Source organism: Flavobacterium polysaccharolyticum, assembly GCF_038739875.1.
GTDB classification, from domain to species: Bacteria; Bacteroidota; Bacteroidia; order Flavobacteriales; family Flavobacteriaceae; genus Flavobacterium; species Flavobacterium polysaccharolyticum.
Map to the genome: position 1 here is coordinate 14,732 of NZ_JBCGDP010000025.1, position 26,912 is coordinate 41,643.

At 35.3% G+C, this 26,912-nt stretch carries 26 protein-coding genes; 11 read left to right on the forward strand and 15 right to left on the reverse strand.

Annotated features, from left to right (window positions below):
* Nucleotides 1-114: 114 nt before the first annotated feature.
* Entirely contained in the window at nucleotides 115-558 is a 444-nt protein-coding gene (locus WFZ86_RS18145; RefSeq protein ID WP_342693249.1) for a nucleoside deaminase, read from the reverse strand.
* Between the two features lie 60 nt (nucleotides 559-618).
* Between WFZ86_RS18145 and WFZ86_RS18150 the strand changes: the two genes are divergently transcribed.
* From WFZ86_RS18150 to WFZ86_RS18160, 3 genes are read left to right on the forward strand one after another with little or no spacing between them, the layout of a single operon-like run.
* Nucleotides 619-1,191, forward strand: a complete 573-nt coding sequence (locus WFZ86_RS18150) for a hypothetical protein (RefSeq protein ID WP_342693250.1) — start codon at nucleotides 619-621, stop codon at nucleotides 1,189-1,191.
* A 37-nt stretch (nucleotides 1,192-1,228) separates the two neighbouring features.
* Nucleotides 1,229-3,007 carry a 1-deoxy-D-xylulose-5-phosphate synthase gene (locus WFZ86_RS18155; protein WP_342693251.1) on the forward strand — a complete coding sequence of 593 codons (1,779 nt, stop codon included), beginning with the start codon at nucleotides 1,229-1,231 and terminating at the stop codon, nucleotides 3,005-3,007.
* A 24-nt stretch (nucleotides 3,008-3,031) separates the two neighbouring features.
* Complete coding sequence (locus WFZ86_RS18160; RefSeq protein ID WP_342693252.1) at nucleotides 3,032-4,102, forward strand: DUF3078 domain-containing protein; 1,071 nt, start codon at nucleotides 3,032-3,034, stop codon at nucleotides 4,100-4,102.
* A gap of 3 nt (nucleotides 4,103-4,105) precedes the next feature.
* On the opposite strand, the gene WFZ86_RS18165 is transcribed toward WFZ86_RS18160, so the two are convergent.
* The 8 genes from WFZ86_RS18165 to WFZ86_RS18200 form a co-directional block, all read right to left on the reverse strand.
* Entirely contained in the window at nucleotides 4,106-5,449 is a 1,344-nt protein-coding gene (locus tag WFZ86_RS18165) for a deoxyguanosinetriphosphate triphosphohydrolase (RefSeq protein ID WP_342693253.1), read from the reverse strand.
* A gap of 56 nt (nucleotides 5,450-5,505) precedes the next feature.
* Nucleotides 5,506-6,225, reverse strand: coding sequence for an AAA family ATPase (locus WFZ86_RS18170; RefSeq protein ID WP_342693254.1), 720 nt, complete (start codon nucleotides 6,223-6,225; stop codon nucleotides 5,506-5,508).
* 27 nt (nucleotides 6,226-6,252) lie between these two features.
* On the reverse strand, nucleotides 6,253-6,552 hold the full coding sequence (locus WFZ86_RS18175) for a type II toxin-antitoxin system RelE/ParE family toxin (RefSeq protein ID WP_300978067.1): 300 nt from the start codon (nucleotides 6,550-6,552) through the stop codon (nucleotides 6,253-6,255).
* Nucleotides 6,552-6,758 carry an addiction module protein gene (locus WFZ86_RS18180; protein WP_342693255.1) on the reverse strand — a complete coding sequence of 69 codons (207 nt, stop codon included), beginning with the start codon at nucleotides 6,756-6,758 and terminating at the stop codon, nucleotides 6,552-6,554. The genes WFZ86_RS18175 and WFZ86_RS18180 overlap by 1 nt, the downstream gene beginning before the upstream one ends.
* A gap of 144 nt (nucleotides 6,759-6,902) precedes the next feature.
* Nucleotides 6,903-7,802, reverse strand: coding sequence for a hypothetical protein (locus tag WFZ86_RS18185; protein WP_342693256.1), 900 nt, complete (start codon nucleotides 7,800-7,802; stop codon nucleotides 6,903-6,905).
* A 362-nt stretch (nucleotides 7,803-8,164) separates the two neighbouring features.
* A complete protein-coding gene (locus tag WFZ86_RS18190) occupies nucleotides 8,165-10,588 on the reverse strand; it encodes a ribonucleoside-diphosphate reductase subunit alpha (RefSeq protein WP_342693257.1) in 2,424 nt (807 codons plus the stop codon).
* 213 nt (nucleotides 10,589-10,801) lie between these two features.
* Complete coding sequence (locus WFZ86_RS18195; RefSeq protein ID WP_342693258.1) at nucleotides 10,802-11,779, reverse strand: ribonucleotide-diphosphate reductase subunit beta; 978 nt, start codon at nucleotides 11,777-11,779, stop codon at nucleotides 10,802-10,804.
* A gap of 267 nt (nucleotides 11,780-12,046) precedes the next feature.
* Complete coding sequence (locus WFZ86_RS18200) at nucleotides 12,047-12,613, reverse strand: DUF3109 family protein (protein ID WP_342693259.1); 567 nt, start codon at nucleotides 12,611-12,613, stop codon at nucleotides 12,047-12,049.
* 257 nt (nucleotides 12,614-12,870) lie between these two features.
* Between WFZ86_RS18200 and WFZ86_RS18205 the strand changes: the two genes are divergently transcribed.
* From WFZ86_RS18205 to WFZ86_RS18215, 3 genes are all read left to right on the forward strand, one after another.
* Nucleotides 12,871-13,449 (forward strand): MarC family protein, encoded by a 579-nt coding sequence (locus tag WFZ86_RS18205; protein ID WP_159687534.1) that lies wholly within the window; start codon nucleotides 12,871-12,873, stop codon nucleotides 13,447-13,449.
* Between the two features lie 98 nt (nucleotides 13,450-13,547).
* Nucleotides 13,548-13,751: a hypothetical protein gene (locus tag WFZ86_RS18210; protein WP_342693279.1), complete on the forward strand. Its 204-nt coding sequence runs from the start codon at nucleotides 13,548-13,550 to the stop codon at nucleotides 13,749-13,751.
* A complete protein-coding gene (locus WFZ86_RS18215) occupies nucleotides 13,752-14,387 on the forward strand; it encodes an FAD-dependent oxidoreductase (protein ID WP_342693260.1) in 636 nt (211 codons plus the stop codon).
* A gap of 2 nt (nucleotides 14,388-14,389) precedes the next feature.
* Here WFZ86_RS18215 and WFZ86_RS18220 read toward each other — a convergent pair whose 3' ends face one another.
* The 3 genes from WFZ86_RS18220 to WFZ86_RS18230 are packed head-to-tail and all read right to left on the reverse strand — an operon-like array spanning nucleotide 14,390 to nucleotide 16,989.
* Nucleotides 14,390-15,961, reverse strand: coding sequence for a S41 family peptidase (locus WFZ86_RS18220; protein WP_342693261.1), 1,572 nt, complete (start codon nucleotides 15,959-15,961; stop codon nucleotides 14,390-14,392).
* Nucleotides 15,962-16,393, reverse strand: coding sequence for a deoxycytidylate deaminase (locus WFZ86_RS18225; RefSeq protein ID WP_342693262.1), 432 nt, complete (start codon nucleotides 16,391-16,393; stop codon nucleotides 15,962-15,964).
* A 2-nt stretch (nucleotides 16,394-16,395) separates the two neighbouring features.
* Nucleotides 16,396-16,989 carry a HupE/UreJ family protein gene (locus WFZ86_RS18230; RefSeq protein WP_342693263.1) on the reverse strand — a complete coding sequence of 198 codons (594 nt, stop codon included), beginning with the start codon at nucleotides 16,987-16,989 and terminating at the stop codon, nucleotides 16,396-16,398.
* A 263-nt stretch (nucleotides 16,990-17,252) separates the two neighbouring features.
* Between WFZ86_RS18230 and WFZ86_RS18235 the strand changes: the two genes are divergently transcribed.
* Complete coding sequence (locus tag WFZ86_RS18235; RefSeq protein ID WP_342693264.1) at nucleotides 17,253-17,684, forward strand: TerB family tellurite resistance protein; 432 nt, start codon at nucleotides 17,253-17,255, stop codon at nucleotides 17,682-17,684.
* A gap of 607 nt (nucleotides 17,685-18,291) precedes the next feature.
* On the opposite strand, the gene fbp is transcribed toward WFZ86_RS18235, so the two are convergent.
* Nucleotides 18,292-19,305: a class 1 fructose-bisphosphatase gene (fbp, locus tag WFZ86_RS18240; protein WP_342693265.1), complete on the reverse strand. Its 1,014-nt coding sequence runs from the start codon at nucleotides 19,303-19,305 to the stop codon at nucleotides 18,292-18,294.
* A 171-nt stretch (nucleotides 19,306-19,476) separates the two neighbouring features.
* On the opposite strand from fbp, the gene WFZ86_RS18245 reads away from it, so the two are divergent.
* Both WFZ86_RS18245 and WFZ86_RS18250 read left to right on the forward strand, forming a co-directional pair.
* Complete coding sequence (locus WFZ86_RS18245) at nucleotides 19,477-19,953, forward strand: GNAT family N-acetyltransferase (RefSeq protein ID WP_342693266.1); 477 nt, start codon at nucleotides 19,477-19,479, stop codon at nucleotides 19,951-19,953.
* 68 nt (nucleotides 19,954-20,021) lie between these two features.
* Nucleotides 20,022-21,281 carry an aspartate kinase gene (locus tag WFZ86_RS18250; RefSeq protein ID WP_342693267.1) on the forward strand — a complete coding sequence of 420 codons (1,260 nt, stop codon included), beginning with the start codon at nucleotides 20,022-20,024 and terminating at the stop codon, nucleotides 21,279-21,281.
* An 87-nt stretch (nucleotides 21,282-21,368) separates the two neighbouring features.
* Here WFZ86_RS18250 and WFZ86_RS18255 read toward each other — a convergent pair whose 3' ends face one another.
* Both WFZ86_RS18255 and WFZ86_RS18260 read right to left on the reverse strand, forming a co-directional pair.
* On the reverse strand, nucleotides 21,369-21,731 hold the full coding sequence (locus tag WFZ86_RS18255) for a DUF2200 domain-containing protein (RefSeq protein WP_342693268.1): 363 nt from the start codon (nucleotides 21,729-21,731) through the stop codon (nucleotides 21,369-21,371).
* A gap of 26 nt (nucleotides 21,732-21,757) precedes the next feature.
* On the reverse strand, nucleotides 21,758-22,135 hold the full coding sequence (locus tag WFZ86_RS18260) for a VOC family protein (RefSeq protein ID WP_342693269.1): 378 nt from the start codon (nucleotides 22,133-22,135) through the stop codon (nucleotides 21,758-21,760).
* 242 nt (nucleotides 22,136-22,377) lie between these two features.
* Between WFZ86_RS18260 and WFZ86_RS18265 the strand changes: the two genes are divergently transcribed.
* On the forward strand, nucleotides 22,378-25,809 hold the full coding sequence (locus tag WFZ86_RS18265; RefSeq protein ID WP_342693280.1) for a hypothetical protein: 3,432 nt from the start codon (nucleotides 22,378-22,380) through the stop codon (nucleotides 25,807-25,809).
* Nucleotides 25,810-26,259: 450 nt separating this feature from the next.
* The gene (locus tag WFZ86_RS18270; protein WP_342693270.1) at nucleotides 26,260-26,784 is read left to right on the forward strand and encodes a hypothetical protein; all 525 of its coding nucleotides are present in this window, start codon (nucleotides 26,260-26,262) and stop codon (nucleotides 26,782-26,784) included.
* Nucleotides 26,785-26,912 lie beyond the last annotated feature (128 nt).

The window sequence follows — 26,912 nt, forward strand, 5'->3', positions numbered from 1 at the left end:
TTTTAAATGGTCTTTTTTGGGAGCTATTTCCAGCTATCCACTATATCTTTTCCTGCCTAAAGAAGGCAGTAAAAGGATGCCGTTGCTATCTGGGCTAGGACTTTAAGAGTTCAATTACTTTCTTTTTTCAACAAAAAAACGCTTCATTAAATCAGCCGCTTCTTCTGCTAAAACACCTCGGACCACAGTAGTTTTGGGATGTAATTGAGTACCCATTTTTTCATATCCCCGATGCGTATCACTGGCGCCAAAAACAATTTTAGTTATTTGACTCCAATACAAGGCCCCTGCGCACATTTGACAAGGTTCTAAAGTCACATACAACGTGCAATCTTTTAAATATTTTCCACCTAAGAAATTGGCCGCTGCGGTTATGGCTTGCATCTCGGCATGGGCAGTAACATCGTTGAGTAATTCAGTCAAATTATGAGTTCGGGCAATGACTTTGTCGGCCACAACAATAACGGCTCCCACAGGAATTTCGCCTTTTTCAAAAGCCATTTCAGCTTCCTGCAAAGCTTTTTTCATAAAGTACTCGTCCGTAAAAATGTTTTCCATAAAACAAAAATACACTTTTGAAGTAATTTTTATTACTTTTAAAATTCAGTAAGCAAAAATATGGACACAAACCACAAAATCACTATTCCGAAACCCTGTCACGAAGACTGGAACAAAATGACTCCAAACGGCAATGGAAAATTTTGTGGTAGCTGTTCCAAAAACGTAGTTGATTTTACTAATATGATGCCCAATGAAATTCAAGTATATTTTCAACAGCATGGCAATGTTTGCGGGAGATTTAAAAACTCTCAATTGGATTCATTAACAATTCAAATTCCAAATCAAATTTTATATTCACAAAAACATTATCACAAAATATTTTTATTGGCTTTGTTCATTGCAATGGGAACTACTTTATTTAGTTGTGCGGATAAAAATGGAAACAAGCAAAAAATTGAAAAAGTTGAAGTTGTATCCGAACCTAAACCTGAAATCGACAGAATTACTGTTGGCGATGTAAAATACAATCCAAATGACACTTTCCATATTCCGCCACCTCCACCACCTCCTAAAATAGATCAAGTTAAATTTGTGAAACCAATTGTAAGACGTGAAGACAAAATCGAAATAAATGAAAACGAAATACCAGTAATAAAAGATTCCACAAAAACCAAAACCAAACAAAATTAAATTAAATTAAAGCCGTAAATTTGCTTTTTAAACTATAATGAAAAGCAACTTACTAGAATACATCAACTCCCCCATCGATTTACGCCAACTGAATGAAGCACAATTGCCACAGTTAGCGCAAGAATTACGCGATTTTATAATTGATATTGTTGCAGTAAAAGAAGGGCATTTAGGGGCCAGTCTGGGTGTGGTTGAATTGACCGTTGCTTTGCATTATGTGTTTGATACTCCAAATGATTTATTACTTTGGGATGTAGGACATCAAGCCTATGGCCATAAAATTCTAACCGAAAGAAAAGCTGTTTTTCATACCAACCGACAGTTGAAGGGTATTTCTGGATTCCCAAAACGAAGCGAGAGTATTTATGATGCCTTTGGTGTAGGCCACTCCTCTACTTCCATCTCTGCTGCATTGGGAATGGCAATTGCATCTAATCTAAAAGGAGACACCGAAAAGCAACATATTGCCGTAATAGGAGACGCCTCTATTGCTTCAGGAATGGCTTTTGAAGGACTCAATCATGCGGGTGTGACCGATGCAAATTTATTAGTCATTTTAAACGACAATGCCATAGGAATAGACCCTAGTGTTGGTGCCTTAAAAAAATATTTAACTGCGGTAAAAAAAGGAAAAAACCATCGACAAAACAATATGATTAAGTCCCTGAATTTTGATTATTCAGGACCAATTGATGGTCATGATCTTACTACAATTATTAAAGAATTAAAACGTTTAAAAAACGTGAAAGGTCCAAAATTCCTTCATGTTATTACCACCAAAGGTAAAGGACTACAACAAGCCGAAGACAATCAAGTACAATACCACGCACCGGGTAAATTTGATGCTTCAACTGGAGATTTATTACCTAAATCTGAAGAGCATCTACCTCCAAAATATCAAGATATATTTGGTTTAACGCTTTTAGATTTAGCCAAAAAGAATGAAAAAATCATCGGAATAACACCTGCCATGCCTTCTGGTAGTTCCTTAAAATTTATGATGAATGAAATTCCAAGTCGAGCCTTTGATGTAGGCATTGCGGAACAACATGCCGTAACGCTAGCCGCTGGAATGGCTACTCAAGGAATGATAGTCTATTGTAATATCTACTCTACTTTTTTACAAAGAGCTTATGACCAAGTGATACATGACGTGGCCTTACAAAACTTACCTGTTATCTTTTGTTTGGACAGAGCGGGATTGGTTGGTGAAGACGGTGCTACACATCATGGCGTATTTGACTTAGCTTATTTGAGATGCATTCCAAATCTAATGATCTATGCTCCATTGAACGAAATAGAACTACAAAACATCTTATATACTGTACAATTAGGAATCAACCAACCTATTGCCATACGCTACCCTAGAGGTAGAGGTGAATTCATCGATTGGAAATCACTTTACAAAAAAATTCCGTTCGGAAAAGCCATCTGTATAAAAGAAGGAACTTCTATTGCCGTTCTTTCTACCGGAACCATAGGTAACAATGTAATAAAGGCAATAGAGAGACTAGAGGAGAATTCCTATTTTGCTCATTATCATTTTGGCTTTGTAAAACCATTAGACGAAACACTTTTACATGCCATTTTTAACCAATTTAAAACTATAATCACCATAGAAGATGGAGTGGTGACGGGAGGTTTTGGTACAGCCATACTCGAATTTTCGGCTTCACATAACTATCAGAAAATAATTAAAACACTAGGAATACCCGATACTTTTATTGAACAAGGAACTATAACCGAATTACAATACGCCTGTAAAATTGACGTTAAAAGCTTGAAAGACTTTTTTTCAACCCACAAAATCAGTTAATTTGCATTTATTAAAACGACAATAATGAAATTTTTATCAATACCACTTTTATTATTTTTCTTTAGTTTTTCTTTTCATAGTTTCGCACAAGAAACCATACCTATACCAGAAACTACCAACGATTCGATTATTCTTTTGACTCCTACTACTGGACCTACTTTCCGGCCTTTCGTAATTCCAACTTCATTACCGCCTATAAAAGCACCAACGATACGAAAGACCTCTGTAAATACGTTAGGGATTTCAAACTGGATTAAAAAAAACAAACTAGGTTTTGACATCACTCAAATTGCTTTTGTAAACTGGAATGCTGGGGGTACTAGTTCTATTTCTGGATTAGTAAAAGGTAATTTTACAAGAGTCTATACTAGAGAAAACTATAAATGGCAAAATGAATTGATTGTACGCTATGGTCTCAATAAACAAGACGGGATTGAATTACGAAAAACAGATGATGCCGTTTTGATCAACTCCACTTTTGGTTACAGAAAAGACACCTTGACCAATTGGTACTATTCTGCAAAATTTAATTTCAATACGCAATTCACTGATGGTTACTCCTATCCAAATACAGAAATAGCTATTTCTAGACCTTTCGCTCCAGCTTACATTTTTATGGGTTTGGGAGCTGAAAACATCAATAAGAAAAAAAATTATTCCTACTATATTTCCCCCTTTACTTTCAAAAACACGTTGGTATTAGACCAAAGATTGGCTGATCAAGGTGCCTTCGGGGTAGACAAAGCCGTTTATGATACAAATGGAAATCTTTTAGTAAGAGGAAAGAAAACAAGAACAGAATTGGGTTTCTTGTTCACTGGACAGATGAAAAAAGAAGTTTTTAAAAACATTCATCTAGACAATAGACTAATACTTTACTCAGATTACATCAACAAATTTGGCAATGTTGACATTGATTGGAATGTACAATTTGAACTTGTAGTTAACAAATATGTAAAAGCCAATATTGGTACACACCTAATATATGACGACGACATCAAATCAAAACGAGAAGAAAATGGGGTTCAAATTACCGAAGGCCCAAAAGTACAATTAAAACAAGCCCTTGGAGTGGGAATAGTATATGAGTTTTGATTTTTATTTTTTTGCTCCCTGCAAAGTTTCATAGAGACGTAAAGCATTCCCATCCGTCAACATAGAAATATAATGACAGATGTGTAACAAGCGTTCGTATAAATTTTCTTTTTTGAGATGGTGTTTTTCTGGAAGCATTTTTAAAATTAGCTGGTCGTAATTGGAAGCGTTACCTTCAAATTTATTATTAAAAGCAATAATAAATTTATCCAAAAGAGTTTGAATAATTTGATACCCCACTAATTCCTTTTCAATCACTTCTCTACTCTGATAAATATTCTTGACACTGATCTTGATGATATCATCCATTTGTGCTTTGTATTTGCTTTTATCCATTATTGCAAAAGGAAAATTTCCTTCCAAAATACTACTTTCATTTTCGATAAAGACTTTTACAGCATCATTGATCAAACTTCCTATAGCCAAAGCTCGTAAATAACTAATTCGATCTTCTTTGGTGGTCAATGTCTTATATTTAAAAATATCAATACTATCTTTTACTAACTTAATTAAATACTCTAGTGCAAAATCTTCCGAAATTAATCCCAAGTTAATCCCATCTTCAAAATCAATAATAGTATAACAAATATCATCGGCTGCTTCGACCAAATACGCCAATGGATGTCTTTCGAAGCCAATATCTGGATTGCTTTTATTGGGAATCATTCCCATTTCTTGAGCTACTTCTTGAAAAAAAGCTTTATCAGTTTGAAAAAAACCATATTTTTTGTCGGCAATATCCTTGGTAGGCTTTTTTGGTAAACTCTCTTTTGGATATTTCATAAAAGCGCCTAAAGTAGCAAACGATAATCGAATCCCTCCTTCTACTCCTGGACGAGAACTATTCAATACCGAAAATCCATTAGCATTACCTTCAAAATCGACCAAATCTTGCCACTGCTTGGGAGTCAATTCATTTTTATATTGTTGCCCTTTTCCAATTGAAAAATACTCTCCAATAGCTTTTTCACCAGAATGTCCAAACGGAGGATTTCCAATGTCGTGTGCGAGAGAAGCCGCAGCAACAATGGCTCCAAAATCATTCATTTGATAACCATGAATATCTTGTAAGTAAGGATATTTCTCGATTATTTTTTTTCCAACCAATCTCCCTAAAGAACGTCCTACCACTGAAACCTCTAGACTATGTGTTAAACGAGTATGCACAAAATCGGTTTTAGACAATGGTATAACCTGAGTTTTGTCTTGCAAACTTCTAAAAGCAGACGAAAAAATGATACGATCATAATCTACCTCAAACCCTAAACGAGTTTCATCTTGTTCGATGCGCAAACGCTTTCCTGTGTCGCCTTGACGTTTTAATGATAATAGTTGTTCCCAGTTCATTTTACTTTATGCATGATTAGTTTTCAAAGATACAAATACGATTCGTTTAATATTTGTTATTGAGATAAATCCGGATCTTGGTTCTCAATTGCATCTTGAATCACATTGTTTTTTACTGATTGTAGCAAATGATTTTTGGCTTCAGCAAAAGTAAGGTCGTACAAGCGTTCCATTTTTTGAAATTGAGGTGGATACTTTTGAAGCAAAGTATCATAATAGTTATCCAAAACGGTTGCATTGGGAGCTGTAAACTCGAGTTGTAATTCAAAACGACGCACTAAAGCCTCGTCTATCATTTGAATTTGATTGGTAGCAGCAATTAAAACAGAGCGACTCGGAAAACTATCAATCAACTGAATAATGGAATTAACCACTCGTTTCATCTCCGTATTGTCTTTGTTATCATAATCCCTTATTTGTCCTAAAGAATCGAACTCATCAAAAAACAATACGGCACTTTCGTACTGTACTTCTTTAAATAGCCCTTCGATATTTTTGGAAGTTTCTCCTAATTTAGACGAAACAATTCTTGACAAATTAACAATAATAAGTTTTTTATCCAATTTTTGAGCAATGGCTTTGGCAGTCATCGTTTTTCCACAACCTGTTTTGCCATAAAGTAACATTTTATTGGCGACAGGTAAATCATATTTTTCGAGTACTTTTCGAAATTGATACTCCTTTAAAAATTGATTAATTTGTTGTGAAACGGCTTCATTAAAGACAACATCTTCAAGGAGGACATTACTTCGGTCCGTAAAATATAATAAACTCAAAGGGACAGGATTGTTAAAAGGTTTTACTTATAAACCAAGTCTTTTTGACCAGTTTTTTGGAGAGCGAGAGGTATGAAAAACAGCAATAACTATAATCTTATTTTCTTTGTATCTATAATGAATTCCATAGGGGAATCTTGAAATAAATCGAATTTTAATATCCTTATATTTCTTTTGGAAAGCCTCGGGATTTCTCAAAATCGCATCAATTCCTGCTTCTAGACACAATTCAAAATCATAAGAAAGACCTGTTCTTTGTTCTTCATACCATAAAACAGCGGCCTCAATATCAAATAATGCTTCTTTTGTAAATTGAATATCACGCATTATCTAATCGTTTTCAAATGCGCTTTTACGGCCTCCCATGAATACAATTCAGATTTGCCATCTTCTAAATTTTGAAGTCGAATATCCAACTCTTTTTGTATTTCATCAGAGATTTCTAATTCGTTTTTAGAAATACTATCCCATAATTGCTCTGCAAAAACAATTTTTTCAGCATTACTATATTTTGAAAAATCCTTAATCTCCATGATTAGCTATTTTTTATGACAACAAATTTAAGCAAATACAATGAATGTTTGTAAGGAAGGATGTTATTTAAAGATTTGTCAAAATCTAAAAATAAAAAGGAGTGCTCAGAAATAACGAACACTCCCTCAAATTAATCTAAAATATTACGCTGCAGAACTAATCAACTCTAACGATACTTTTACTAAAGATTCAAATGTAACCTCACCATCCTCAAATTCAACCATCGTACTTACATTAACGCTAGATCTAATTCTTTCTTTATTTTTAACATAGAAAGTTTTTGTTACACCATCATAATTAATCACAAACGCTATTTCATCATACTCTCCATGATTGAGAAAAGGTATTTTAGTTTCAGTCGAAAAATTATTAAACAATTCAACCAGAACACTTTTTATATCCTCACTTTTTGCAGAATTGCTTATTTTTATTACTCGTTCTTCCTTGCTTATATCAATATTCAATGAATCTTCATTCATTTTTGGCATAGAGTGAATTAATCTAAATTCTTTCAGTACGCCAGATTTTAAAAAACTACTAATCAAATATCTAGGAGGAGCATATTTTAATTCTAAATAATAATTTGAGACTCCTTTCGATCTCATAAAAGAATTGAATGCATTTTCAAACACCATTTTAACACCATGATTTTCTTTTTTTTGAAAAATAAAAAAACCATATTTTGAATTTTTAGGAATGTGAAATAGATAGAAGAAATCCTTACTAACCAAATCTCCCTTCAAAATATCATATTTAAGGCTTGAAGTTCTTCTATCCTTGATTTTGCCATACTCGCCTGTATAAGCAGAATCAAAATATCCTGATATAACTCTTTTATCAAAATCTGTATTTTGATTGTTTGCAAGTGAAAATGTCCTATATTTCCCTTGAGCATCGGTATAAGATTTAATATTCTTATGTATGTAACTACAGAAGTCATCAATTGTGTCTAACAAATCCTCTTCCTCATTATAAAAACTTAACACCTGTTGCTCTTTTGCTTTATTTAAAAGCTCAAATCTGTAAATATTTAAATTTACCATACTTTTTTTCTTATTTAAATTATTAGATTGGTTTTGTTAACAATCTCTACAGCCCTTAAATAACAATGGGTTGAAAAAAAATTATTAACATTTTAAATTCTGTGAATAATTTAACTTTGAAAAATGATAATTTTTTATACTTTTGAAGTATAAAATAAGCAGGTGAGGTAACCTCATCATCTTAATATAACTTAATTCAAAAAGCTTCCGACGGCATTATTATTAAGTTTTCAAAGTTAGGGATATCACAGATATCCCTTTTTTTATGTCGTTTTTTTCTTTACCTCTCTATCTAGATTAAAAAGTTAAACGTAATATTTACAAAGGCTTCAACTTGAATCGAAGCCTTTATCTATAAACTTTTAAGACCCACACATTTCACAATCCTCTGGTCCTGCATTTTTGGCCAATTCAATCATGGCTTTATATTCCTCGGCAGTCATTTCTACTGTTTCGATTTCAACCGCTTCAAGTGGTCTTGCTTTTGGTTTACTTTCTGGAATTACCTCTTCTTTTTTGTCATTATTCAACGTGAACTTAATAGCATCTACAGCAGCTTTGGTTCTCAAATAGTACATTCCTGTTTTCAATCCTGATTGCCAAGCATAGAAATGCATTGAAGTTAATTTTGAATAATTAGCATCTTGCATAAACAAGTTCAAAGATTGAGATTGATCAATGAAATATCCTCTTTGACGTGACATGTCGATAATATCTTTCATGGACATTTCCCAAACCGTTTTGTACAATTCTTTCAGATCTTGAGGAATGGAATCAATATTTTGTACCGATCCATTATGTCTCATGATTTCTTGTTTCAACGTTTCATTCCATAAACCACGTTCTACTAAGTCATGTAATAAATGTTTGTTTACTACGATAAACTCTCCAGAAAGCACACGTCTGGTATAAATATTAGAAGTATAAGGTTCAAATGCTTCGTTGTTTCCTAAAATTTGAGAAGTAGATGCTGTTGGCATTGGTGCTACCAACAAAGAGTTACGCACACCATTAGCCATTACTGCTTTTCTTAAAGAAGCCCAATCCCATCTTCCAGATAACTCTTCGTCTTTTAGTCCCCAAAGGTTGTGTTGGAACTCTCCTTGAGAAATTGGCGAACCTTCGAAAGTAGAATAAGGGCCTTCTTCTTTGGCCATTTCCATAGAGGCAGTAACCGCAGCAAAATAAAGGGTTTCGAAAATTTCTTGGTTCAATTTCTTTGCTTCATCGCTAGTAAAAGGCATACGTAACAAAATAAAGGCATCGGCCAACCCTTGTACACCCAATCCAACTGGACGGTGACGCATGTTAGAATTTTCGGCTTCTTTTACGGGATAGTAATTTCTGTCGATAACTTTATTTAGATTTCGGGTCACACGTTTCGTAACTTTGAATAACAAGTCGTGATTGAATTTCCCATTTTCAATAAACATTGGTAAAGAAATAGACGCAAGGTTACATACTGCAATTTCATCTTTTGAAGTGTACTCCATAATTTCTGTACACAAGTTAGAAGAACGAATTGTTCCTAAATTCTTTTGATTTGATTTACGGTTAGCAGCGTCTTTGTATAACATATAAGGAGTTCCTGTCTCAATTTGAGATTCTAGAATTTTCTCCCATAATTCTCTAGCTTTTATAGTCTTTCTTCCTTTTCCTTTACTTTCATAATCAGTATAGAGTGCCTCAAATTCTTCGCCATACACGTCATACAATCCAGGACATTCGTTTGGACACATCAAAGTCCAATGCGCATCTTCTTGCACACGTTTCATGAATAAATCTGAAGTCCACATGGCATAGAATAAGTCTCTAGCACGCATTTCTTCTTTTCCAGTATTTTTTTTCAAATCCAAGAATTCGAAAATATCCGCGTGCCAAGTTTCTACATATACTGCAAAACTTCCTTTGCGTTTTCCTCCTCCTTGATCTACATAACGAGCGGTATCATTGAATACACGCAACATTGGAACAATTCCGTTTGAGGTTCCATTAGTACCGCGAATATAAGAACCAGTTGCTCTTACATTGTGAATAGAAAGTCCAATTCCACCAGCGGATTGTGAAATTTTAGCCGTTTGTTTCAACGTATCATAAATTCCATCAATACTATCGTCTTGCATCGCCAAAAGAAAACAAGAAGACATTTGAGGTTTTGGTGTTCCGGCATTAAATAAGGTTGGTGTTGCGTGGGTAAAGAACTTTTTAGACATTAAGTCGTAGGTTTCAATAACCGATTCTAAATCGTTTAAATGAATACCAACAGAAACACGCATCAACATATGTTGGGGACGCTCTACTATTTTGCCATTGATTTTTAACAAATAAGAGCGTTCCAATGTTTTGAAACCAAAATAATCATAATTAAAATCACGGTTATAAATGATGTGAGAATTCAAGAATTCAGCATTTTCCATGATTACTTTATGTACCTCATCAGAAAGCAAGGGTGCTTTTTGACCATTCCTAGGATTTACGTAATGGTACATTTCGTTCATAGTCTCGGAGAACGATTTATTCGTGTTTTTATGCAAATTTGAAATAGCGATACGAGCGGCCAATTGTGCATAATCTGGGTGTGCAATGGTCATAGAAGCAGCAGTCTCAGCTGCTAAATTGTCCAACTCAGAAGTGGATACTCCATCATACAAGCCTTCGATTACCCGCATGGCTACTTTTACAGCATCTACTAAATCATTCAAACCATAGCATAGCTTTTTAATTCTATCTGTGATTTTGTCGAACATTACTGGCTCTTTATGGCCACCTCTTTTTACTACGTACATAAGTTTTAGTTTAAAAAAACAGCAAATCCCTTTGCCATTTTAGAGTATTTGTAATAATTAAATTGGGAAACTAATCCCTAGAATGTATTGATTGGTCAGAGGCAAATACTTCCTTATCACCATAAAATTCTCTGCCCATTTGAAGGACAAAATTTAATAGGTAATAAAAAGAACTAGTTACTTCTAATTACTAAACGATACTACTTAACTTTTTTAAAAATCAGCGTCGAATGAAATCTTCTGCGCGTCACTGTCTGTGTTCATTACACCCGCTTTCTGATACTCTGCTACTTTTTTCTCAAAGAAATTGGTTTTTCCTTGCAATGAAATCATATCCATGAAATCAAAAGGATTTGTGGTATTGTATTCTCTTTCGCAACCTAACTCAACCAACAAACGGTCGGTTACAAATTCTAAATATTGAGTCATTAATCCTGCATTCATTCCAATCAAACTTACCGGAAGCGATTCAGTAATAAACTCTCTTTCAATATTTAATGCGTCAACTAAAATTTGTCTTATACGCTCTTTAGAAACTTTATTAATCAAATGATGATTATGCAAATGTACTGCGAAATCACAGTGAACTCCTTCGTCACGAGAAATCAACTCATTAGAAAAAGTCAATCCTGGCATTAGGCCACGTTTTTTCAACCAAAAAATGGAACAAAAACTTCCTGAAAAGAAAATCCCTTCAACCGCTGCAAAAGCAATCAATCGCTCAGCAAACGAATCTGATTCAATCCATCTCAACGCCCAATCTGCTTTTTTCTTAATTGCCGGAAATACTTCAATAGCGGTAAATAGCTCATTTTTCTCTACTTCATCTTTTACATACGTATCAATTAATAAAGAATAGGTTTCACTATGAATGTTTTCCATCATGATTTGAAAACCATAGAAAAACTTAGCTTCAGCATATTGCACTTCGTTTACAAAGTTCTCAGCTAAATTTTCATTTACAATTCCATCAGAAGCGGCAAAAAAAGCTAAAATGTGTTTGATAAAATATTTTTCATCCTCACTTAACTTATTATTCCAATCATTCAAGTCTTGAGACAAGTCAATTTCCTCTGCAGTCCAAAAACTAGCTTCCATTTTCTTGTACCATTCCCAAATATCATGATGTTTGATAGGAAAAATCACGAAACGATTCTTATTTTCTTGTAAAATTGGTTCTAATTGTGACATTTTTTATTGCTTCTTTTTTTTTGATTTTTTTTAGAGAATTTTAATCCATTTGGGGAGTACAAAGATTGTGAAATATTGCGTGTATTAAAAGTCAAACTTATTCACAATCACCTCTAGTTTTTAACAAAGAGCCATTTTATAAATCGGAAATTATATTTTATTAAACCACTGATTAACAGCGTTTTGTATTTTAAAAAACAGCTCAAGTGCCGTAAAATATAGGATTTTAAAACTCTCGTGCAAGAGAAAAAAGATATTTTTTTTAATTTATTTTTTTAGATCATTTGCTACTTTTTCGAGTTCTATATACCAGTCTTCTCCAAACCTTCTAATGAGTGCTTCTTTAACAAATTTATACACTGGAACCTCTAATTCTTTTCCTAAAGAACAAGCATCGTCACAAATATCCCATTTGTCATAATTAACCGCTGCAAAATCACTAAAATCTTTCACTCTTATAGGATACAAATGACAAGACACTGGCTTTTTCCAGTCAATTATACCTTGATTGTAGGCTTGTTCGATTCCGCAAAGTGCTGTAGCACCATCAAAAATAACATACGCACAATCTTTATTATCGATTAGTGGCGTTTCTAAATCACCATCCGTTCCTTTTAGCCAAGTGCCTTGAGCTTCTATGGCTTCGATACCTTGTTTACGTAAAAAGGGTTTTACCTTAGGATAAATCGTTTCTAAAATTTTAGTTTCTTCAACACTCAAAGGGGCTCCTGCGTCACCATCAACACAACAAGCTCCTTTGCAAGCAGATAAATTACAAACAAATTCTTTTTCGAGTATATCTTCGGATACGATGGTTTTTCCTAATTGAAACATGAATGTGCGCTAATTTTTATTTTGAGGCAAAGTTAATGAAAGTCATGGAGTCTGTTATTTTTTTATCCTCCTTTAACTATTAGCTACTGCATAAAATAAAAAATAGCTTTGGTAAACCGATTATTAACAACTGCCAAATCAAAAACTAAACGAAAAAAGTCAACTTATATTTTATAAAATTTATTAAAAAAATCTGATTTATTACGTCTAACTATTAAAAATCTATACAATGTTTTACCTTTGCCTTCAAAAAAAGTATGTTAGAATTCAACTTAAGAGAAGTCGCTACTGTAGGAATGGTACTATTTGCCGTGATTGATATTGTAGGTTCTATTCCCATTATCATCAATCTAAGAGCGAAACACGGACATATTGAATCCGAAAAAGCCTCTCTTGTAGCAGGCTTAATTATGATTGTTTTTCTTTTTATAGGAAAAGAATTTTTAAGTTTAATAGGGATAGATGTCCATTCTTTTGCCGTTGCTGGTTCATTTGTACTTTTCTTTTTAGCTCTAGAAATGATTCTTGGCATTCATTTGTACAGAGACGAAGAAGCTAATTCGGCTTCTATTGTTCCAATTGCATTTCCTTTAATTGCAGGTGCAGGAACCATGACTACACTGCTATCGCTTCGTTCACAGTTTCATACTATCAACATTTTGATAGGAATTATTTTGAACATTATTTTGGTTTATATCGTTTTAAAATCTTCTGGTAAAATCGAAAAAATGTTGGGTAAAAACGGACTTGGAGTCGTACGAAAAACTTTTGGCGTAGTCCTTTTGGCCATTGCTGTTAAATTATTCGCTGCTAATGTTAAAGGTTTGTTTGCCTAAAGTAAAATTTTATAAATTTACCCTCTCGAATACTTTTAATCACTCCATATTTGATTGCAAAATAACTAGGATGATTAAAACCATAATTGATGAATACCATGAAGATCTTTACTACTGTTTTAATTTTCTTAGCTGTTGCCTTAATCGTTTTTAATATTACCTTATTGGACTTTTCAGAGCCCTTAAAAGGCAATAGTGGTGTAGCACTTATTGGTGTTGGAGCCTCTTTCTGTGCTATTTTAATTCTTCTGATTTTTAGAATTTCTAAAAAAATTGAAGAAAAAATGAACGACAACATCTAGATGTTTGATGTCCTAATAATTGGCGGTGGTGTTTCAGGAGTATCTTGTGCCTTAGTTTTAGGTTCCGCCCAAAACAAATCTTTTGTTACAGACAAAAAAATTGGGATTATTACCCATCAAAAAGCCTCTTCTCTACAAGAAGCCTTGTTTAATAATGCCTATGGAATTCCTGCGGGCGCTTTAGGTAGTGATTTGTTAAAACAAAGCCTTTCACACTTGAGCACTTCTTACCCCCATATCATTCAAATTCCTGAAGAAAAAGTAATAAAAGTTGAAAGCAATTTTGCTCCATCAATTCATTCTTCTCCTTCGGTTTCTGAATTTAAAGTCATTACAAACAAAAACACCTATACCACCCGAAATCTTATTGTAGGTATTGGATCAGCCAACACATTTGCTATTGAAGGCTTGATGCAATATGTAGAACCTCATAAAAAAGCATTACCTGAAAAACAACGCATACAATTGCGAAACACAGACCACAAAGTAGTGGAAGGGATTTATGTAATAGGTACATTAGCAGGTTGGAGAAGTCAACTAGCCATTGCGGCTGGAAGCGGCGCAGCCGTAGCTACAGACATTCTTACATTATGGAATGATGGCGTGCAAACGCATGCACATGACAGTATTCGTTAATGCTATTTTTTAGTCAAAACTTTTTTAACCATCTCATCTTGTTTCAAGACAATTTGATAGAAATAGTCTTCGCCAAATAATTGTCTAGCAAATTCGGCCTTGATGTATTGATTCACTACTATTTTACTTTTTTCCAATGGAAGTAACAAACCGTTCTCTTTGAGGTAGTTTTGGAATAAATTAAAATATTTTTCAGCATTGAATTGCATTTGAAATTCTTGGAAAGTTAATCCCTTGAACGCTTTTCGATCTTGGTCCAATTCTTCAAAAACAAAATGCCCTACCATTCCGGATTGTTCTAATATTGCTGCGTTTTCTTCCTCCTTTTCAGTACTTATTGGGACAAAAACATCAGGGACAATTCCGCCACCACCATAGACTAATTTTCCTTTTTTGGTTTTAAATTTCAAAGTATCAGCAACTTTAATACTGTCTTTATGATACAATTCGCCATTCAAAAAACGGTGTTCCGATTCTTTAAAATAATCGGCATTGCCTTTGGCATAAGGCTTTTGTATCGAACGTCCTGAAGGAGTATAATACCTAGCCACGGTCAAACGCACGGCAGAACCGTCTTTAAAATCCATTTCGCGTTGCACAAGTCCTTTACCAAAAGAACGACGTCCTACTATAGTTCCTCGATCGTTGTCTTGTATCGCTCCAGCCAGAATTTCACTTGCGGAAGCGCTATTTTCGTTGATTAAAACAAATAATCTGCCCGATTCAAAATTCCCTTTTTCAGTAGCGAAGGTTTTTTCTATCGTTCCGCTCTTACTTTTGGTGAAAACGATCAAGTCGTTATCTTTTAAAAAATGATCGGCTATCGCAATGGCTTCTTCCATATATCCTCCGCCATTATCACGCAAATCCAAGACTAGTGTTTGTGCGCCTTGCTTTTTCAATTGTGCCAATCCTGAATTAAATTCGTCAAAAGTAGTTTCAGCAAAGCGGTTGATTTTGATATAGCCCACAGTAGGATTCAACATCAAAGCCACGTCAACACTTTTTAGCGGAATGATGGCTCTTTTAATTTTAAACTTCAGCTTCTGACGTGTAGTTTTTCGGTAAACCGTCACTTCTATATCAGAACCTACCGCTCCTTTTAGTTTTGCAAAAAGACTATCACTAGGCAAATGACGACCGAATAGTTTGGTTTTTCCAGCGTATAGCAATCGATCACCGGCTTGTATTCCTGCTTTTGCCGAAGGGCCATTAGCAACAGGTTTTATGACCGCAACGGTATCTTTGTACATATAAAAATTGATCCCAATACCTACAAAATCGCCTTTCATACTCTCAGCAACCTGTGTTTGTACGCTTGGCGGAATATAAACAGAGTGAGGATCTAACTTTGCCAAAATATTATCTACGGTCAAATTCACAATAGAATCTGTATTGACATCATCTACATATTCATTATTGATGAAATCAATCAAAGAATTCAACTTTGATTTGGAAGCATTAGAAGCGACCAAACCAGGATCTCTTGAAACATTTAGCCATCCGCCAATACCAACGCCAAGCGCTAAAGTAGCGCTCAATAGTATGGGCAAATATTTGTTTTCGAATTTCATTTAGTCGTCTAAATTGGGAATGTGAATTACCTCAACGCCTGCTTTGATTAAAAATTGTATTCCAGAATCATCACGATATCCGTTTTGGTACACCACTCTTTTAATTCCAGATTGATGAATCAACTTACTGCATTCTTTACAGGGAGAAAGCGTGATGTACAAGGTGGCACCTTCGCAAGATTGTGTTGATCGAGCTACTTTGAGAATGGCATTTGCTTCGGCATGTAGCACATCCCAACGGGTCAATCCTTCGTCATCTTCGCAACAATTATCAAATCCTGAAGGCGTTCCGTTGTAACCATCCGAAATAATCATTCGGTCTCTCACAATGATAGCGCCCACTTGTTTGCGTTTGCAATAAGACAACAAACTCCATTCTCTCGCAATTCGCAAGTAGGCTTTGTCGTATTTATTTAATTTTACTTCGTTCATTTTTATCGTAACCAAAATTCACTTTCAACAATCATTGGAAGCACTACACCGATTATAAAAGAAGACATAACCAAAGTCCAATCTCTTTTTGAAAATCTAAAAACTGTTTGTACAATATAAGACAGTATCAAAACTACAAAAACTACCGCAATTTGTGCCGCTTCGATTCCTAAAGCGAACTCGCATAACGGTAATAATTTTGAATTAGCTGTTCCGCCTAATATGGTTTTGAAATAGTTAGAAAATCCTAAACCGTGAATGATTCCAAAGAACAAAGTGATAAAAAACACCAGATTAATACTTTCTTTTTTGCTGGACTTTCCAGCGGTAAACAAATTGAATAAAGCCGTTATCAAAATCGTAATAGGAATCAACAACTCGACTACATTTACTTTGATAGCTACAATTCCGTACACCGACAAAAACAAGGCCATCGTATGACCAACTGTAAACAAAGTAACCAATAACAAGATGCGCTTCCAATCATTGAACGAATAAGGAACTGCTAAAGCGATTAAAAATAAAACATGATCATAGGCATGAATATCTAAAACGTGGCGTAAACCGATTTGAAAATAAATCCAAAATTCTGACATAGGTAATTATATAAATTTGATTAAGGGTCTGTAAACTTACGACAATTTTTGAAAAGGAGTTGCTTGAAAATTGGCCACGAATTCACTAGTTTTTATTAAAAATAAGGGTTGGATGGCACTAATTTTCATCTCTCTCGGGATTAAGGCTGAATAAAGCATTTGATAATGCTATTTTCACTTGTCTATATTACATAATTTCAACCAGTCATTCCTACTTTTTTAAAAAAATTCGTATCTTTAATACAACCATAAAAACAACTATTATGTCAATTTCAGATTTATTTGATAACGAATTCAAAAGTCGCAACAAAGGTCATTTTTCTGCTATTGTTCGTGTAGCTTTAGCTGACGGAAATGCAACACCAGAAGAACAAGCTTTTTTGGACAAACTGGCTTCTCGCTTGGACATCTCTACCGAGGAATACCGCGAAATTTTAAAAAACCCCTTGAACTATGACATTAATCCTCCCTATTTGTATGTGGAGCGTTTAGAGAGACTGTATGATTTGGGTCGAATGGTTCACATAGACCATCATTTGGGTGATAAACAAGAACGACTATTGGTGCGTTTTGGTTTGGCGTTAGGCTTTACCCCAGGAAATGTGGGTTACATTGTAAACAAAGCATTGACACTCCTTGACAAAAAAGTAGACTTAGATACTTTTATCTTTGAAATGAAGAATATGAATAAATAGTGATTAGTCCTTAGTAATTAGTGATTAGTAGCTAGTTCTTAGTCGTTAGTAAAAAATATTTTAAAATGGAAAACCGGTGCTTTTTTACAGCTACCGGTTTTTTTTAGTACGACAAATTCTGTTCTTTTTAATAGGGTCGAATTGTCGCAAATTTTTGTGTGTAAGTCTTAATTGCCTCCAACTTTAGTTGGTGGGATAAGATTTGCTAGATTTTATCAGCTTTAGCCAAAAATATTAAATTTGGGCTAAAGCCAATTTACATTTATTCCTTTATCTCCAGCTAAAGCTGGAGTCAATTCAAAAATTATAGCATAAAACAAAGCTGGAGCCAATTCAAAAATTATTATAACATAAAAGATACTTCAAGACAAAGCTGGAGCCAATTCAAAAATTATCAATAGAATGAAAGCTATAAAAATGACTTTTGATTAGGCTTTTTTACATTCAAAACGGAAACTTGTCGAATCCTTTTTTATGCTTACAAAGAAGCGAATTGTTTTTCTTATAGCCCTGATCGTAGCGGCATCCTTTTGGGGCGGGGTTCGCCCCAAAAGATATAGCGGAGAGCAGGAACCCTTGTTTACTGAAAACGCCTATTATTTCGCTCCTATTTATTTTTTGCTTTTGCCATAAATTCTTCGGCTTTTTCGACCATATTGTAGCTGCCACAAAAGAATGGTACGCGTTGGTGCAACTCTGTAGGTTGAATTTCCATAATGCGACCAAAACCATCCGAGGCTTTGGCACCAGCTTGCTCAGCAAGGAAAGCCATAGGATTGCATTCGTAGAGCAAACGCAATTTTCCGTTGGGTGCTTTAGAACTCGTAGGATACAAATAAATACCGCCTTTAATCATATTGCGGTGAAAATCGGACACCAAACTTCCGATGTAGCGCGAAGTGTAGGGACGATCGCCTTCTTCGAGCTGGCAATATTTGATATAATCTTTGACTCCTTGTGGAAAGTGTACATAATTCCCTTCGTTGATGGAATAAATTTTTCCATCGGTTGGATATTGCATATTGGGGTGCGATAGATAAAACGTTCCGATAGCGGGGTTTAGGGTAAAGCCGTTTACACCGTGACCCGTAGTGTACACCAACATTGTTGAGGTACCATAAATTACATAACCTGCCGCCACTTGGTTGATTCCTGGTTGCAAGAAATCCTCGATAGTTACTGGAGTTCCTATTGGAGTAACTCGACGATACACGGAGAAAATAGTTCCTACCGACACGTTTACATCAATATTAGAAGAGCCATCAAGAGGATCCATCAATACAACATATTTGTTATTGTGACTGCTGTCCGAACCTTCGACGGTGATGAAATCATCGTTCTCTTCGGAGGCGATACCGCATACAATCTCTCGATTGATTAAAGTTTGAATAAACACTTCGTTGGCATAGACATCTAATTTTTGTTGGTCTTCGCCTTGAATGTTTTGTTCTCCAGCTGCTCCAATAATGTCGACAAGACCGGCTTTGTTCACCTTATAGTTTACAACCTTGGCCGCCAAGCGAATGGAGTTGATGATTCGGGATAACTCTCCCGAGGAGTATTGAAATTGGTTTTGTTTTTCGATGATAAATTCACCTAAGGTTTTGTTGCGTTCTTCCATTACGAAATCGTTGTAGTTAAGTTTGAGATAACAAATATCGGCTTTTTTGTGAAAATGAATTAATAATTATTTAGATAGTTGGTCACTATTGTATCTTTGTAATAAAAATGACAAAAAAATTGTATTTTTATCTGTTTTTTTAGTCAATTTAGAACCTAAATATCAAAAAAGATGATAATACGAAAAGGGACCGCTACGGATATGAAGGGTGTTTTGGCACTCATCAAAGAACTTGCTATCTTTGAAAAAGAGCCTGAAGCTGTTGTAATTAGCGAAGAGGATTTGATCAGAGACGGTTTTGGCGAAAAACCTTTGTTCTCTGTCTTTGTAGCCGAAAAAGAACAAGAGATTGTTGGAATAGCTTTGTATTATTATCGCTATTCTACTTGGAAAGGGAAAACGATTCATTTAGAAGATTTGGTGGTCAAAGAAAGTATGCGTGGGACTGGTCTTGGTTCTGCATTGTACTCCGCCATAATTGAGCAAGGTAAAATCGATGGCGTAAGAAGAATAGAATGGAATGTATTGGATTGGAACACACCTGCCATTACTTTCTATGAAAATTCAGGAGCCAAAGTTTTGGACGATTGGAAAGTGGTACAAATGGATCAGAACGGAATTGATGCATTTTTAGAAAAAAGTAAATAACATTAAAGCAAATCTTTTGGCTCAAATACACAAAAGCAAGAGATTGTTTTACAATTTAAGTTGATACAATGAGAGTATTTAAATTTGGAGGTGCATCTGTAAAAGATGCCGAAGGAATAAAAAATGTACACCACGTATTGAAAACCGTTGGGTACGAAAATGTATTATTAGTGGTTTCTGCAATGGGTAAAACCACTAATGCTTTGGAAGAAGTCATCAAGAATTATTTTGATAAATCACCAGAATTGAATTCTTCGGTACAAGAAGTGAAAAAGTACCATAACCAAATCGTTTTGGATTTGTTTGAAGACGAAAATCATCCTGTTTTTAGTGCAGTTAATTTACTTTTTGCTGAATTAGAGTATTTCTTGGCACACAACAAATCACCAAATTACAACTTTGTTTACGATCAAATTGTGAGTTTTGGGGAATTGATTTCGACCACTATTTTGAGTTATTTCATGAATCATATGAATATCGAAACGCAGTGGGTAGATGTACGTAATTTAGTAAAAACCAACTCCAACTATCGTGATGCCGAAGTAGATTGGGAACAAACCAAGAACAATATCACCAAAAACATCAAAACCAAAACCTTAAACATCACTCAAGGATTTTTAGGATCGGATGAAAATAACTTTACGACCACTTTAGGAAGAGAAGGGTCAGATTATACTGCGGCTATTTTTGCGTATTGCTTGAATGCAGAAAGTGTAACGATTTGGAAAGACGTTCCTGGGGTGATGAATGCCGATCCAAGGTATTTTGAAAACGCAAGTTTATTGAATCAGATTTCGTATCGTGAAGCGATTGAGCTAGCTTTTTACGGAGCCACAGTAATTCACCCTAAAACCTTACAACCTTTGCAGAAAAAGGAAATTCCTTTGTTCGTAAAATCATTTGTAAACCCATTACTAAAAGGAACTGCTGTTGCAAAAGGTCCCGACTTGGAACCTAAAATGCCTTGTTTTATCGTAAAGCGCAACCAGTTGATGATTTCACTTTCGTCTATTGATTTTTCTTTCATTATGGAGGAAAATATTAGTGAAATCTTTGCTTTGTTCCATAAATACAAAATCAAAGTGAACTTGATTCAAAACTCGGCAATTAGTTTCTCGGTTTGCGTGGAAGACAAATTTGGCAATTTCGGGGAATTGAATGCTAAACTCTCTAAGAAATTCAAAGTAGATTTTAACGAGGATGTGACGTTGTACACTATTCGTCATTTTAACGATCAAGCCGCTAAGCTAGTAGAAGAAAATAAGCTAGTCCTGCTCAAACAAGTCAGTCGTGAAACGATGCAAATCATCACCAAAGAGACTTTATAAAAACAAAAAAGACCATTTTAAAGCAATTTTAAAATGGTCTTTTTTTTTATTGAAAACAAATTCTTGGTTACTTAAACAATTCACTTCCTAATCTCTCAAAATCTTCTCCATAGCTTTTCCTTTGGCTAATTCATCGACCAATTTATCTAAATAACGAATTTTCTGCATCAACGGGTGTTCGATGTCTTCAACACGATAGCCACAAATCACTCCAGTAATTAGGCTAGCGTTGGGATGCAATTGAGGCGCTTGGGCAAAAAAAGTTTCAAAATCTACTTTCATTTTCATTTGATGCTGCAAGGCTTGTGGTGTATACCCTGTTAGCCAACAAATAATGGTATCAAGTTCTTCTTGGGAGCGATCTTTCTTTTGGACTTTGGCTAAGTAATGCGGATAAACACTCGCGAAAGTCATTGTAAAAACGCGTTCATAATTTTTAGGATGTGCCATAATTTTGAAATAGATAAATATAGTAACTAGCCAATTGGTTCCCACAATTCTACTTTATTCCCTTCAAAATCTAAAATGTGAACAAATTTACCATAATCATAAGTTTCAATTGCATCCAAAATTGTTACCCCTTCTTTTCTTAATTCTTCAACCAATCGTTCCAAGTTTTCTACTCGATAATTGATCATAAAATCTTTAGTAGAAGGTTCAAAATAGTTGGTCTCTTCTGGAAACGGTGACCACTGAGTTATACCCTTTTTGGTACTTTCTTCACTTTCTAGCCATTCAAATGTGGCTCCATAAGGATTGGTAGCTAAACCAAGATGCTTTCGATACCATTCTGTTACTTTTTGTGGGTCTTTACATTTGAAGAAAACACCACCAATTCCTGTTACTCTTTTCATTTCCTTACTTTTTTTAATTATTCTATCTAATTATAAATCAATTATTTATTTTCTATTTTTCTCAATGTAACGCATTGTACAAATTGAATAGTGCTAGCAATCCTATGAAGAATTCTAGAATTCACTATCTATAAAAATACAAATAAAATTATCACTACTTAAACCACAATCCATCAAATTATTATTCCCTACCACTATTCACTATTAAATACTACTTTTGAACATTGGACGTTATCGTAGCTATGTGGAATAAAATTGTGCTTCTTGGAGTCTTCTTTTGGCTTTCTGGCGTTTACGCGCAGGAAAATCAATCGTCCTATCGCACTAAAAAAATCCGCGTTACTACCGATACCATTTGGTTAGAAAAAACAAGCATCAATCCGAGTTTTTTTAAAATTACCACCGACAAAAAGGAGACACTTCCCACCGCAAACTACAGCGTGAATTTTGAAAAAGGCTATGTGTTGTTACAATCCCTTTCACAACTTACCATCGAAGAACTAACGGTTCAATACCTGAAGTATCCCGACTTTTTAACCAAAACCTACCAATTCTACTCAGATAGTTTAGTGGTCAACAATGACGCGCTCAAGGGCACTTTGTATCAAATGGTAGAAACGAATCCCAAAAAAACAACGCCTTTTGATGGTCTCAACACCTCTGGAAGCATCACGCGAGGGGTGACGGTCGGCAACAATCAAAACGCGGTGCTTAACTCGAATTTGGACCTGCAAATCAGCGGTAAACTCTCAGATAAAGTCAGTATTAGCGCCTCGATTCAAGACAGTAATATTCCGTTACAAGACGGAGGCTATTCGCAAAAACTGGATCAGTTTGATAATATTTTTATGGAATTGTACAGCAAAGATTGGAGAGTCCGCGGAGGCGATTTGTTTTTAGAAAATCGAACGGCTCAGTTTATGAATTTCAACAAAAAAGTACAAGGTTTGAGCACTCAATTCGATTGGGGCAACACCGAAAAACACACCAAAATCGAGGCTGCTGTTGGTTTGGTTAGAGGGCAATATGCCAGAAGTGCGTTTACAGGTCAAGAAGGCAATCAAGGACCTTATAAACTCAAAGGCAATAATGAAGAAGCCTACGTATTAATCGTCTCGGGTTCGGAGCGTGTGTATGTGAATGGCAATTTGCTAAAACGTGGAGAAAACAACGATTATGTGATGGATTACAACGCGGGTGAGTTGGTCTTTACGCCTTTATTCACGATCACTTCCGAAATGCGAATTGTAGTCGAATACCAATTTACAGACCAAAATTACACCAGAATTGTTGCGTATGGAGGTGGAATGCACGAAAACAAAAACTGGCGTTTTGGTAGTTATTTGTATTCCGAAAGCGACTTGAAAAACCAACCCGTGCAGCAAAGTTTATCCAAAGAACAAGTCGCCATTTTACAAAATGCGGGCAATGACCCAAGCAAAATGAATGCGCCATCGGCCTATGAAGATTCGTATTCTGAAAATAAAATCTTGTACGAGAAAAAAAGTGCCAATGGTATTGAATACTTTGAATTTTCCACCGATGACCAAGCCGTTTTGTACAATGTCCGTTTCAGCAAAATAGGTCCAAATCAAGGAAATTATCTCTTGAAAAACGCTGGAGCCATTGGCCGAATTTACGAATACATAGCGCCCATCAACGGGATTTTACAAGGAGAATATGAGCCAACGATTCCGCTCATCGCTCCCAAAAAAATACAAATCGCTACTTTTTTAGGGCAATACCATCCAAATGAAAAAAGCAGTACCGATTTTGAAATTGGCGTTAGCAACAACGACAAAAACTTGTTCTCGAGTCTTGATGACAATCAAAACAAAGGATTAGCCGCAAAACTCAACACCAAACAACGCTTGTTTACTGGAAAATGGAATTTGAATTTTATAGGCAATTACCAATACATAGCCGAAAGTTTCAAAACCGTAGAACGCTTGTTCAATATTGAATTCAATCGGGATTGGAATTTGGGCACCACAACTGCGGGTAATCAAAGCTTCTGGACTGCAGGAATCCAAAGCGAATGGAACCCAAACTACAAAGGAGCGTTAAAAGGCAATGCGTCTTATCAACTAGAAAATTTAGATTTTACCGATTCTTTTTCTGGGCAAAAACACCGCATAATGGCGCACTTCCAGCTTCCGAATTGGCGTTTTCAAAACCAAACCAGCGTACTCAAAAGTGATAATTTGTTGAGCACTTCAAATTTTGTTCGCCAACAAACCCAAGTCCGTTTTCACAAAAAGAAAAATTGGGTGGGCGCTACCTTTCGTTTAGAAGACAACCAAGAGAAAATCAAAAGTACCCAAACCTTCACGCCCATCAGCCAGCGTTTTTCAGAAATAGGAGGATTTGCAGGTCGCGGTGATAGTACCAAAGTCTTCGTGGCTTTGGGATATTTGCAAAGAGCCAACGATAGTATTCAAAATGGCGTCTTACAACGCGTCAACCATTCGCAAACCTTCAGCTTAAAATCGAAAGTCTTCCAAACTACCAAAAGCGATTTGTCTGTTTTTGCTAATTATCGTGTCTTGGAATACACCAATAACTCGGCACAAAAAGAGCCTTCACTCAATTCGAGAGTGGTCTACAACGACCGTTTTTGGAAACAATTGGTACAAAGCACCACCGCTTATGAAACCAATTCGGGTTCGATTGCCCAACAAGAATTTACCTTTTTAGAAGTCAATGCAGGGCAAGGAGTATACGCTTGGAACGATTACAACGGCAACGGCATTCAGGAATTACAAGAATTCGAAATCGCGCCTTATCCTGATTTGGCCAAATACATTCGCGTGTTTTTGCCCAACCAAATATTTATCAAAACCCATCAAAATAAGTTTTCGCAGTCTCTCATCATTAACCCAAACCAATGGCAAAACGAAAAAGGATTCAAAAAAATAGCCTCCTATTTCTACAACCAAACCTCGTTTATTATGGACCGAAAAATTAAAAACGAAGGCGGGAACTTCGATTTGAATCCGTTTGGAAGCCCGAAGGACGATGTCTTGGGACTCAACTCCGTTTTCAGAAACAGCTTGTTTTTCAATCGAGGCAAACAAAAACACTCGGTCACTTACACCTATTTGCAAAACAAATCCAAGAGTTTATTGTCCAATGGCTCACAGGAAAACAGCAATGCCTCGCACCAACTGCAATACCAACATTTGTTTCAAAAAAGTTGGTTACTGAACTTCTTTACCAAAACTTTGGCGACCGCCGTGGTTTCCGAAAATTATGCTGAGAAAAACTTCGACATCAAAGGCTATCAAATCGCTCCAAAAATCAGCTATTTGTTTTCTAAAAACGCCAGTTGGGAATTGTTTTATGAATTCCAACACAAAGAAAACCAACTCGCTCAAGCCGAAACCCTGCAACAAAACCGATTGGGAACCGCCTTCAGCTATGCGCGCAACGCAAAATTCACCCTCAACGGCGAACTCTCTTTTTATCAAAATCAATTCGATGGCAATGCACAATCTGCCGTAGGTTTCCAAATGCTCGAAGGCTTACAAACAGGACAAAATCTCACTTGGCGCGTGTTATTGCAAAAAAATATCACCCAATTTCTCGATATTAATTTCAACTATCAAGGCCGCAAAAGTGAAACCAGCGCTGCCATTCACACTGGCAATGTGCAGTTAAGAGCTTATTTTTAGGACAACACCTCATCCACTGAATAACAGCTATAATTTTTACAACATATAAGTCATTCGAGTTCTTATTTTCAATAAAATCAAGAAAAAAATAGTACAAATAAGCAAAGTCCTAGAGACTTGAAAACAATAGCCTCGACTTTTATGGACTTATATCCACTACTTCACAAAGTGATATCCTCAAAATTTTCAAACTTATTTGACTTATATGTTAAAAATTAAATAGTAGGAGAGCCAACAAAAGGCTTTTCCAGCCATCAGAGATTCCTGCTATCCACTATATCTCTTGTCTTGTTGTAATGACAAGACAAGAGGATGCCGTTCCTATCAGGACTAGAAGGGAAATTGAGGCATTCATGCTAACAGTAAAACTAAGATTTTTAGAACTTTATATCCAATTACCAAAAATAATTAGTAGTTTTAATATTCCAATTAATTTAAAACCTAAAAACTATGAAAAGAATACTAATTTTATGTTTCTTGTTTATCGCATCCAACACCATTTTCGCTCAAGAAACAGCCATCAAAAAGAAAACAACAAAAGCTAAAACAGAAGTTTCCGCAGCCGAAAAAGAAGCCAAACAAAAAGCAGCCAACGAAAAAAGAAAAGCAACTATAGCCGCCAAAAAAGAAGCCGAAACCCAAGCCGCTGAAGCTAAAGCTGCCAAACAACAAGCCGCTAACGAGAAAAGAAAAGCAACTATAGCTGCCAAAAAAGCCGCCGCCGAAAAAGAAACTGCTGAAAAAGAAGCTAAAAAAGCCAAAGCAGAAAAAAGTAAAGCAGAAAAAACAGTAACTGAAAAAGCTACTAAAGCAAAAAAAGCAGGCGAAGTAAAAATCAAAGAGACTACCGAAAAAGCCCCAAAAACTCCAGACAAAGTTACTGGTGAATACAACGGAAAAAAAGTCTATACTGGTCCAAGAGGTGGGAAGTATTACATCAATAAAAACGGTAACAAAACCTATATCGAAAACTAGTTTTTTTTATAAAACACAGTATTTCAAAGGCTTTCTGTAAAAAGAGAGCCTTTTTTGTAGTATTTCGTTGTTAAATTAAACTTTTGGTAATGTTGTCTAAACTTAAAAAAATAGGAGTATTGCTACCT

Coding starts and splice junctions, on each gene's coding strand:
- WFZ86_RS18235 (WP_342693264.1), top strand. CDS start 17,253: ATGTCAATTTCAGATTTATTTGATAACGAATTCAAAAGTCGCAACAAA.
- WFZ86_RS18255 (WP_342693268.1), bottom strand. CDS start 21,731: ATGGCACATCCTAAAAATTATGAACGCGTTTTTACAATGACTTTCGCG.
- WFZ86_RS18245 (WP_342693266.1), top strand. CDS start 19,477: ATGATAATACGAAAAGGGACCGCTACGGATATGAAGGGTGTTTTGGCA.
- WFZ86_RS18155 (WP_342693251.1), top strand. CDS start 1,229: ATGAAAAGCAACTTACTAGAATACATCAACTCCCCCATCGATTTACGC.
- WFZ86_RS18175 (WP_300978067.1), bottom strand. CDS start 6,552: ATGCGTGATATTCAATTTACAAAAGAAGCATTATTTGATATTGAGGCC.
- WFZ86_RS18190 (WP_342693257.1), bottom strand. CDS start 10,588: ATGTACGTAGTAAAAAGAGGTGGCCATAAAGAGCCAGTAATGTTCGAC.
- WFZ86_RS18220 (WP_342693261.1), bottom strand. CDS start 15,961: ATGAAATTCGAAAACAAATATTTGCCCATACTATTGAGCGCTACTTTA.
- WFZ86_RS18225 (WP_342693262.1), bottom strand. CDS start 16,393: ATGAACGAAGTAAAATTAAATAAATACGACAAAGCCTACTTGCGAATT.
- WFZ86_RS18215 (WP_342693260.1), top strand. CDS start 13,752: ATGTTTGATGTCCTAATAATTGGCGGTGGTGTTTCAGGAGTATCTTGT.
- WFZ86_RS18265 (WP_342693280.1), top strand. CDS start 22,378: ATGTGGAATAAAATTGTGCTTCTTGGAGTCTTCTTTTGGCTTTCTGGC.
- WFZ86_RS18185 (WP_342693256.1), bottom strand. CDS start 7,802: ATGGTAAATTTAAATATTTACAGATTTGAGCTTTTAAATAAAGCAAAA.
- WFZ86_RS18260 (WP_342693269.1), bottom strand. CDS start 22,135: ATGAAAAGAGTAACAGGAATTGGTGGTGTTTTCTTCAAATGTAAAGAC.
- fbp (WP_342693265.1), bottom strand. CDS start 19,305: ATGGAAGAACGCAACAAAACCTTAGGTGAATTTATCATCGAAAAACAA.
- WFZ86_RS18180 (WP_342693255.1), bottom strand. CDS start 6,758: ATGGAGATTAAGGATTTTTCAAAATATAGTAATGCTGAAAAAATTGTT.
- WFZ86_RS18145 (WP_342693249.1), bottom strand. CDS start 558: ATGGAAAACATTTTTACGGACGAGTACTTTATGAAAAAAGCTTTGCAG.
- WFZ86_RS18270 (WP_342693270.1), top strand. CDS start 26,260: ATGAAAAGAATACTAATTTTATGTTTCTTGTTTATCGCATCCAACACC.
- WFZ86_RS18250 (WP_342693267.1), top strand. CDS start 20,022: ATGAGAGTATTTAAATTTGGAGGTGCATCTGTAAAAGATGCCGAAGGA.
- WFZ86_RS18150 (WP_342693250.1), top strand. CDS start 619: ATGGACACAAACCACAAAATCACTATTCCGAAACCCTGTCACGAAGAC.
- WFZ86_RS18165 (WP_342693253.1), bottom strand. CDS start 5,449: ATGAACTGGGAACAACTATTATCATTAAAACGTCAAGGCGACACAGGA.
- WFZ86_RS18230 (WP_342693263.1), bottom strand. CDS start 16,989: ATGTCAGAATTTTGGATTTATTTTCAAATCGGTTTACGCCACGTTTTA.
- WFZ86_RS18195 (WP_342693258.1), bottom strand. CDS start 11,779: ATGTCACAATTAGAACCAATTTTACAAGAAAATAAGAATCGTTTCGTG.
- WFZ86_RS18210 (WP_342693279.1), top strand. CDS start 13,548: ATGAAGATCTTTACTACTGTTTTAATTTTCTTAGCTGTTGCCTTAATC.
- WFZ86_RS18160 (WP_342693252.1), top strand. CDS start 3,032: ATGAAATTTTTATCAATACCACTTTTATTATTTTTCTTTAGTTTTTCT.
- WFZ86_RS18205 (WP_159687534.1), top strand. CDS start 12,871: ATGTTAGAATTCAACTTAAGAGAAGTCGCTACTGTAGGAATGGTACTA.
- WFZ86_RS18200 (WP_342693259.1), bottom strand. CDS start 12,613: ATGTTTCAATTAGGAAAAACCATCGTATCCGAAGATATACTCGAAAAA.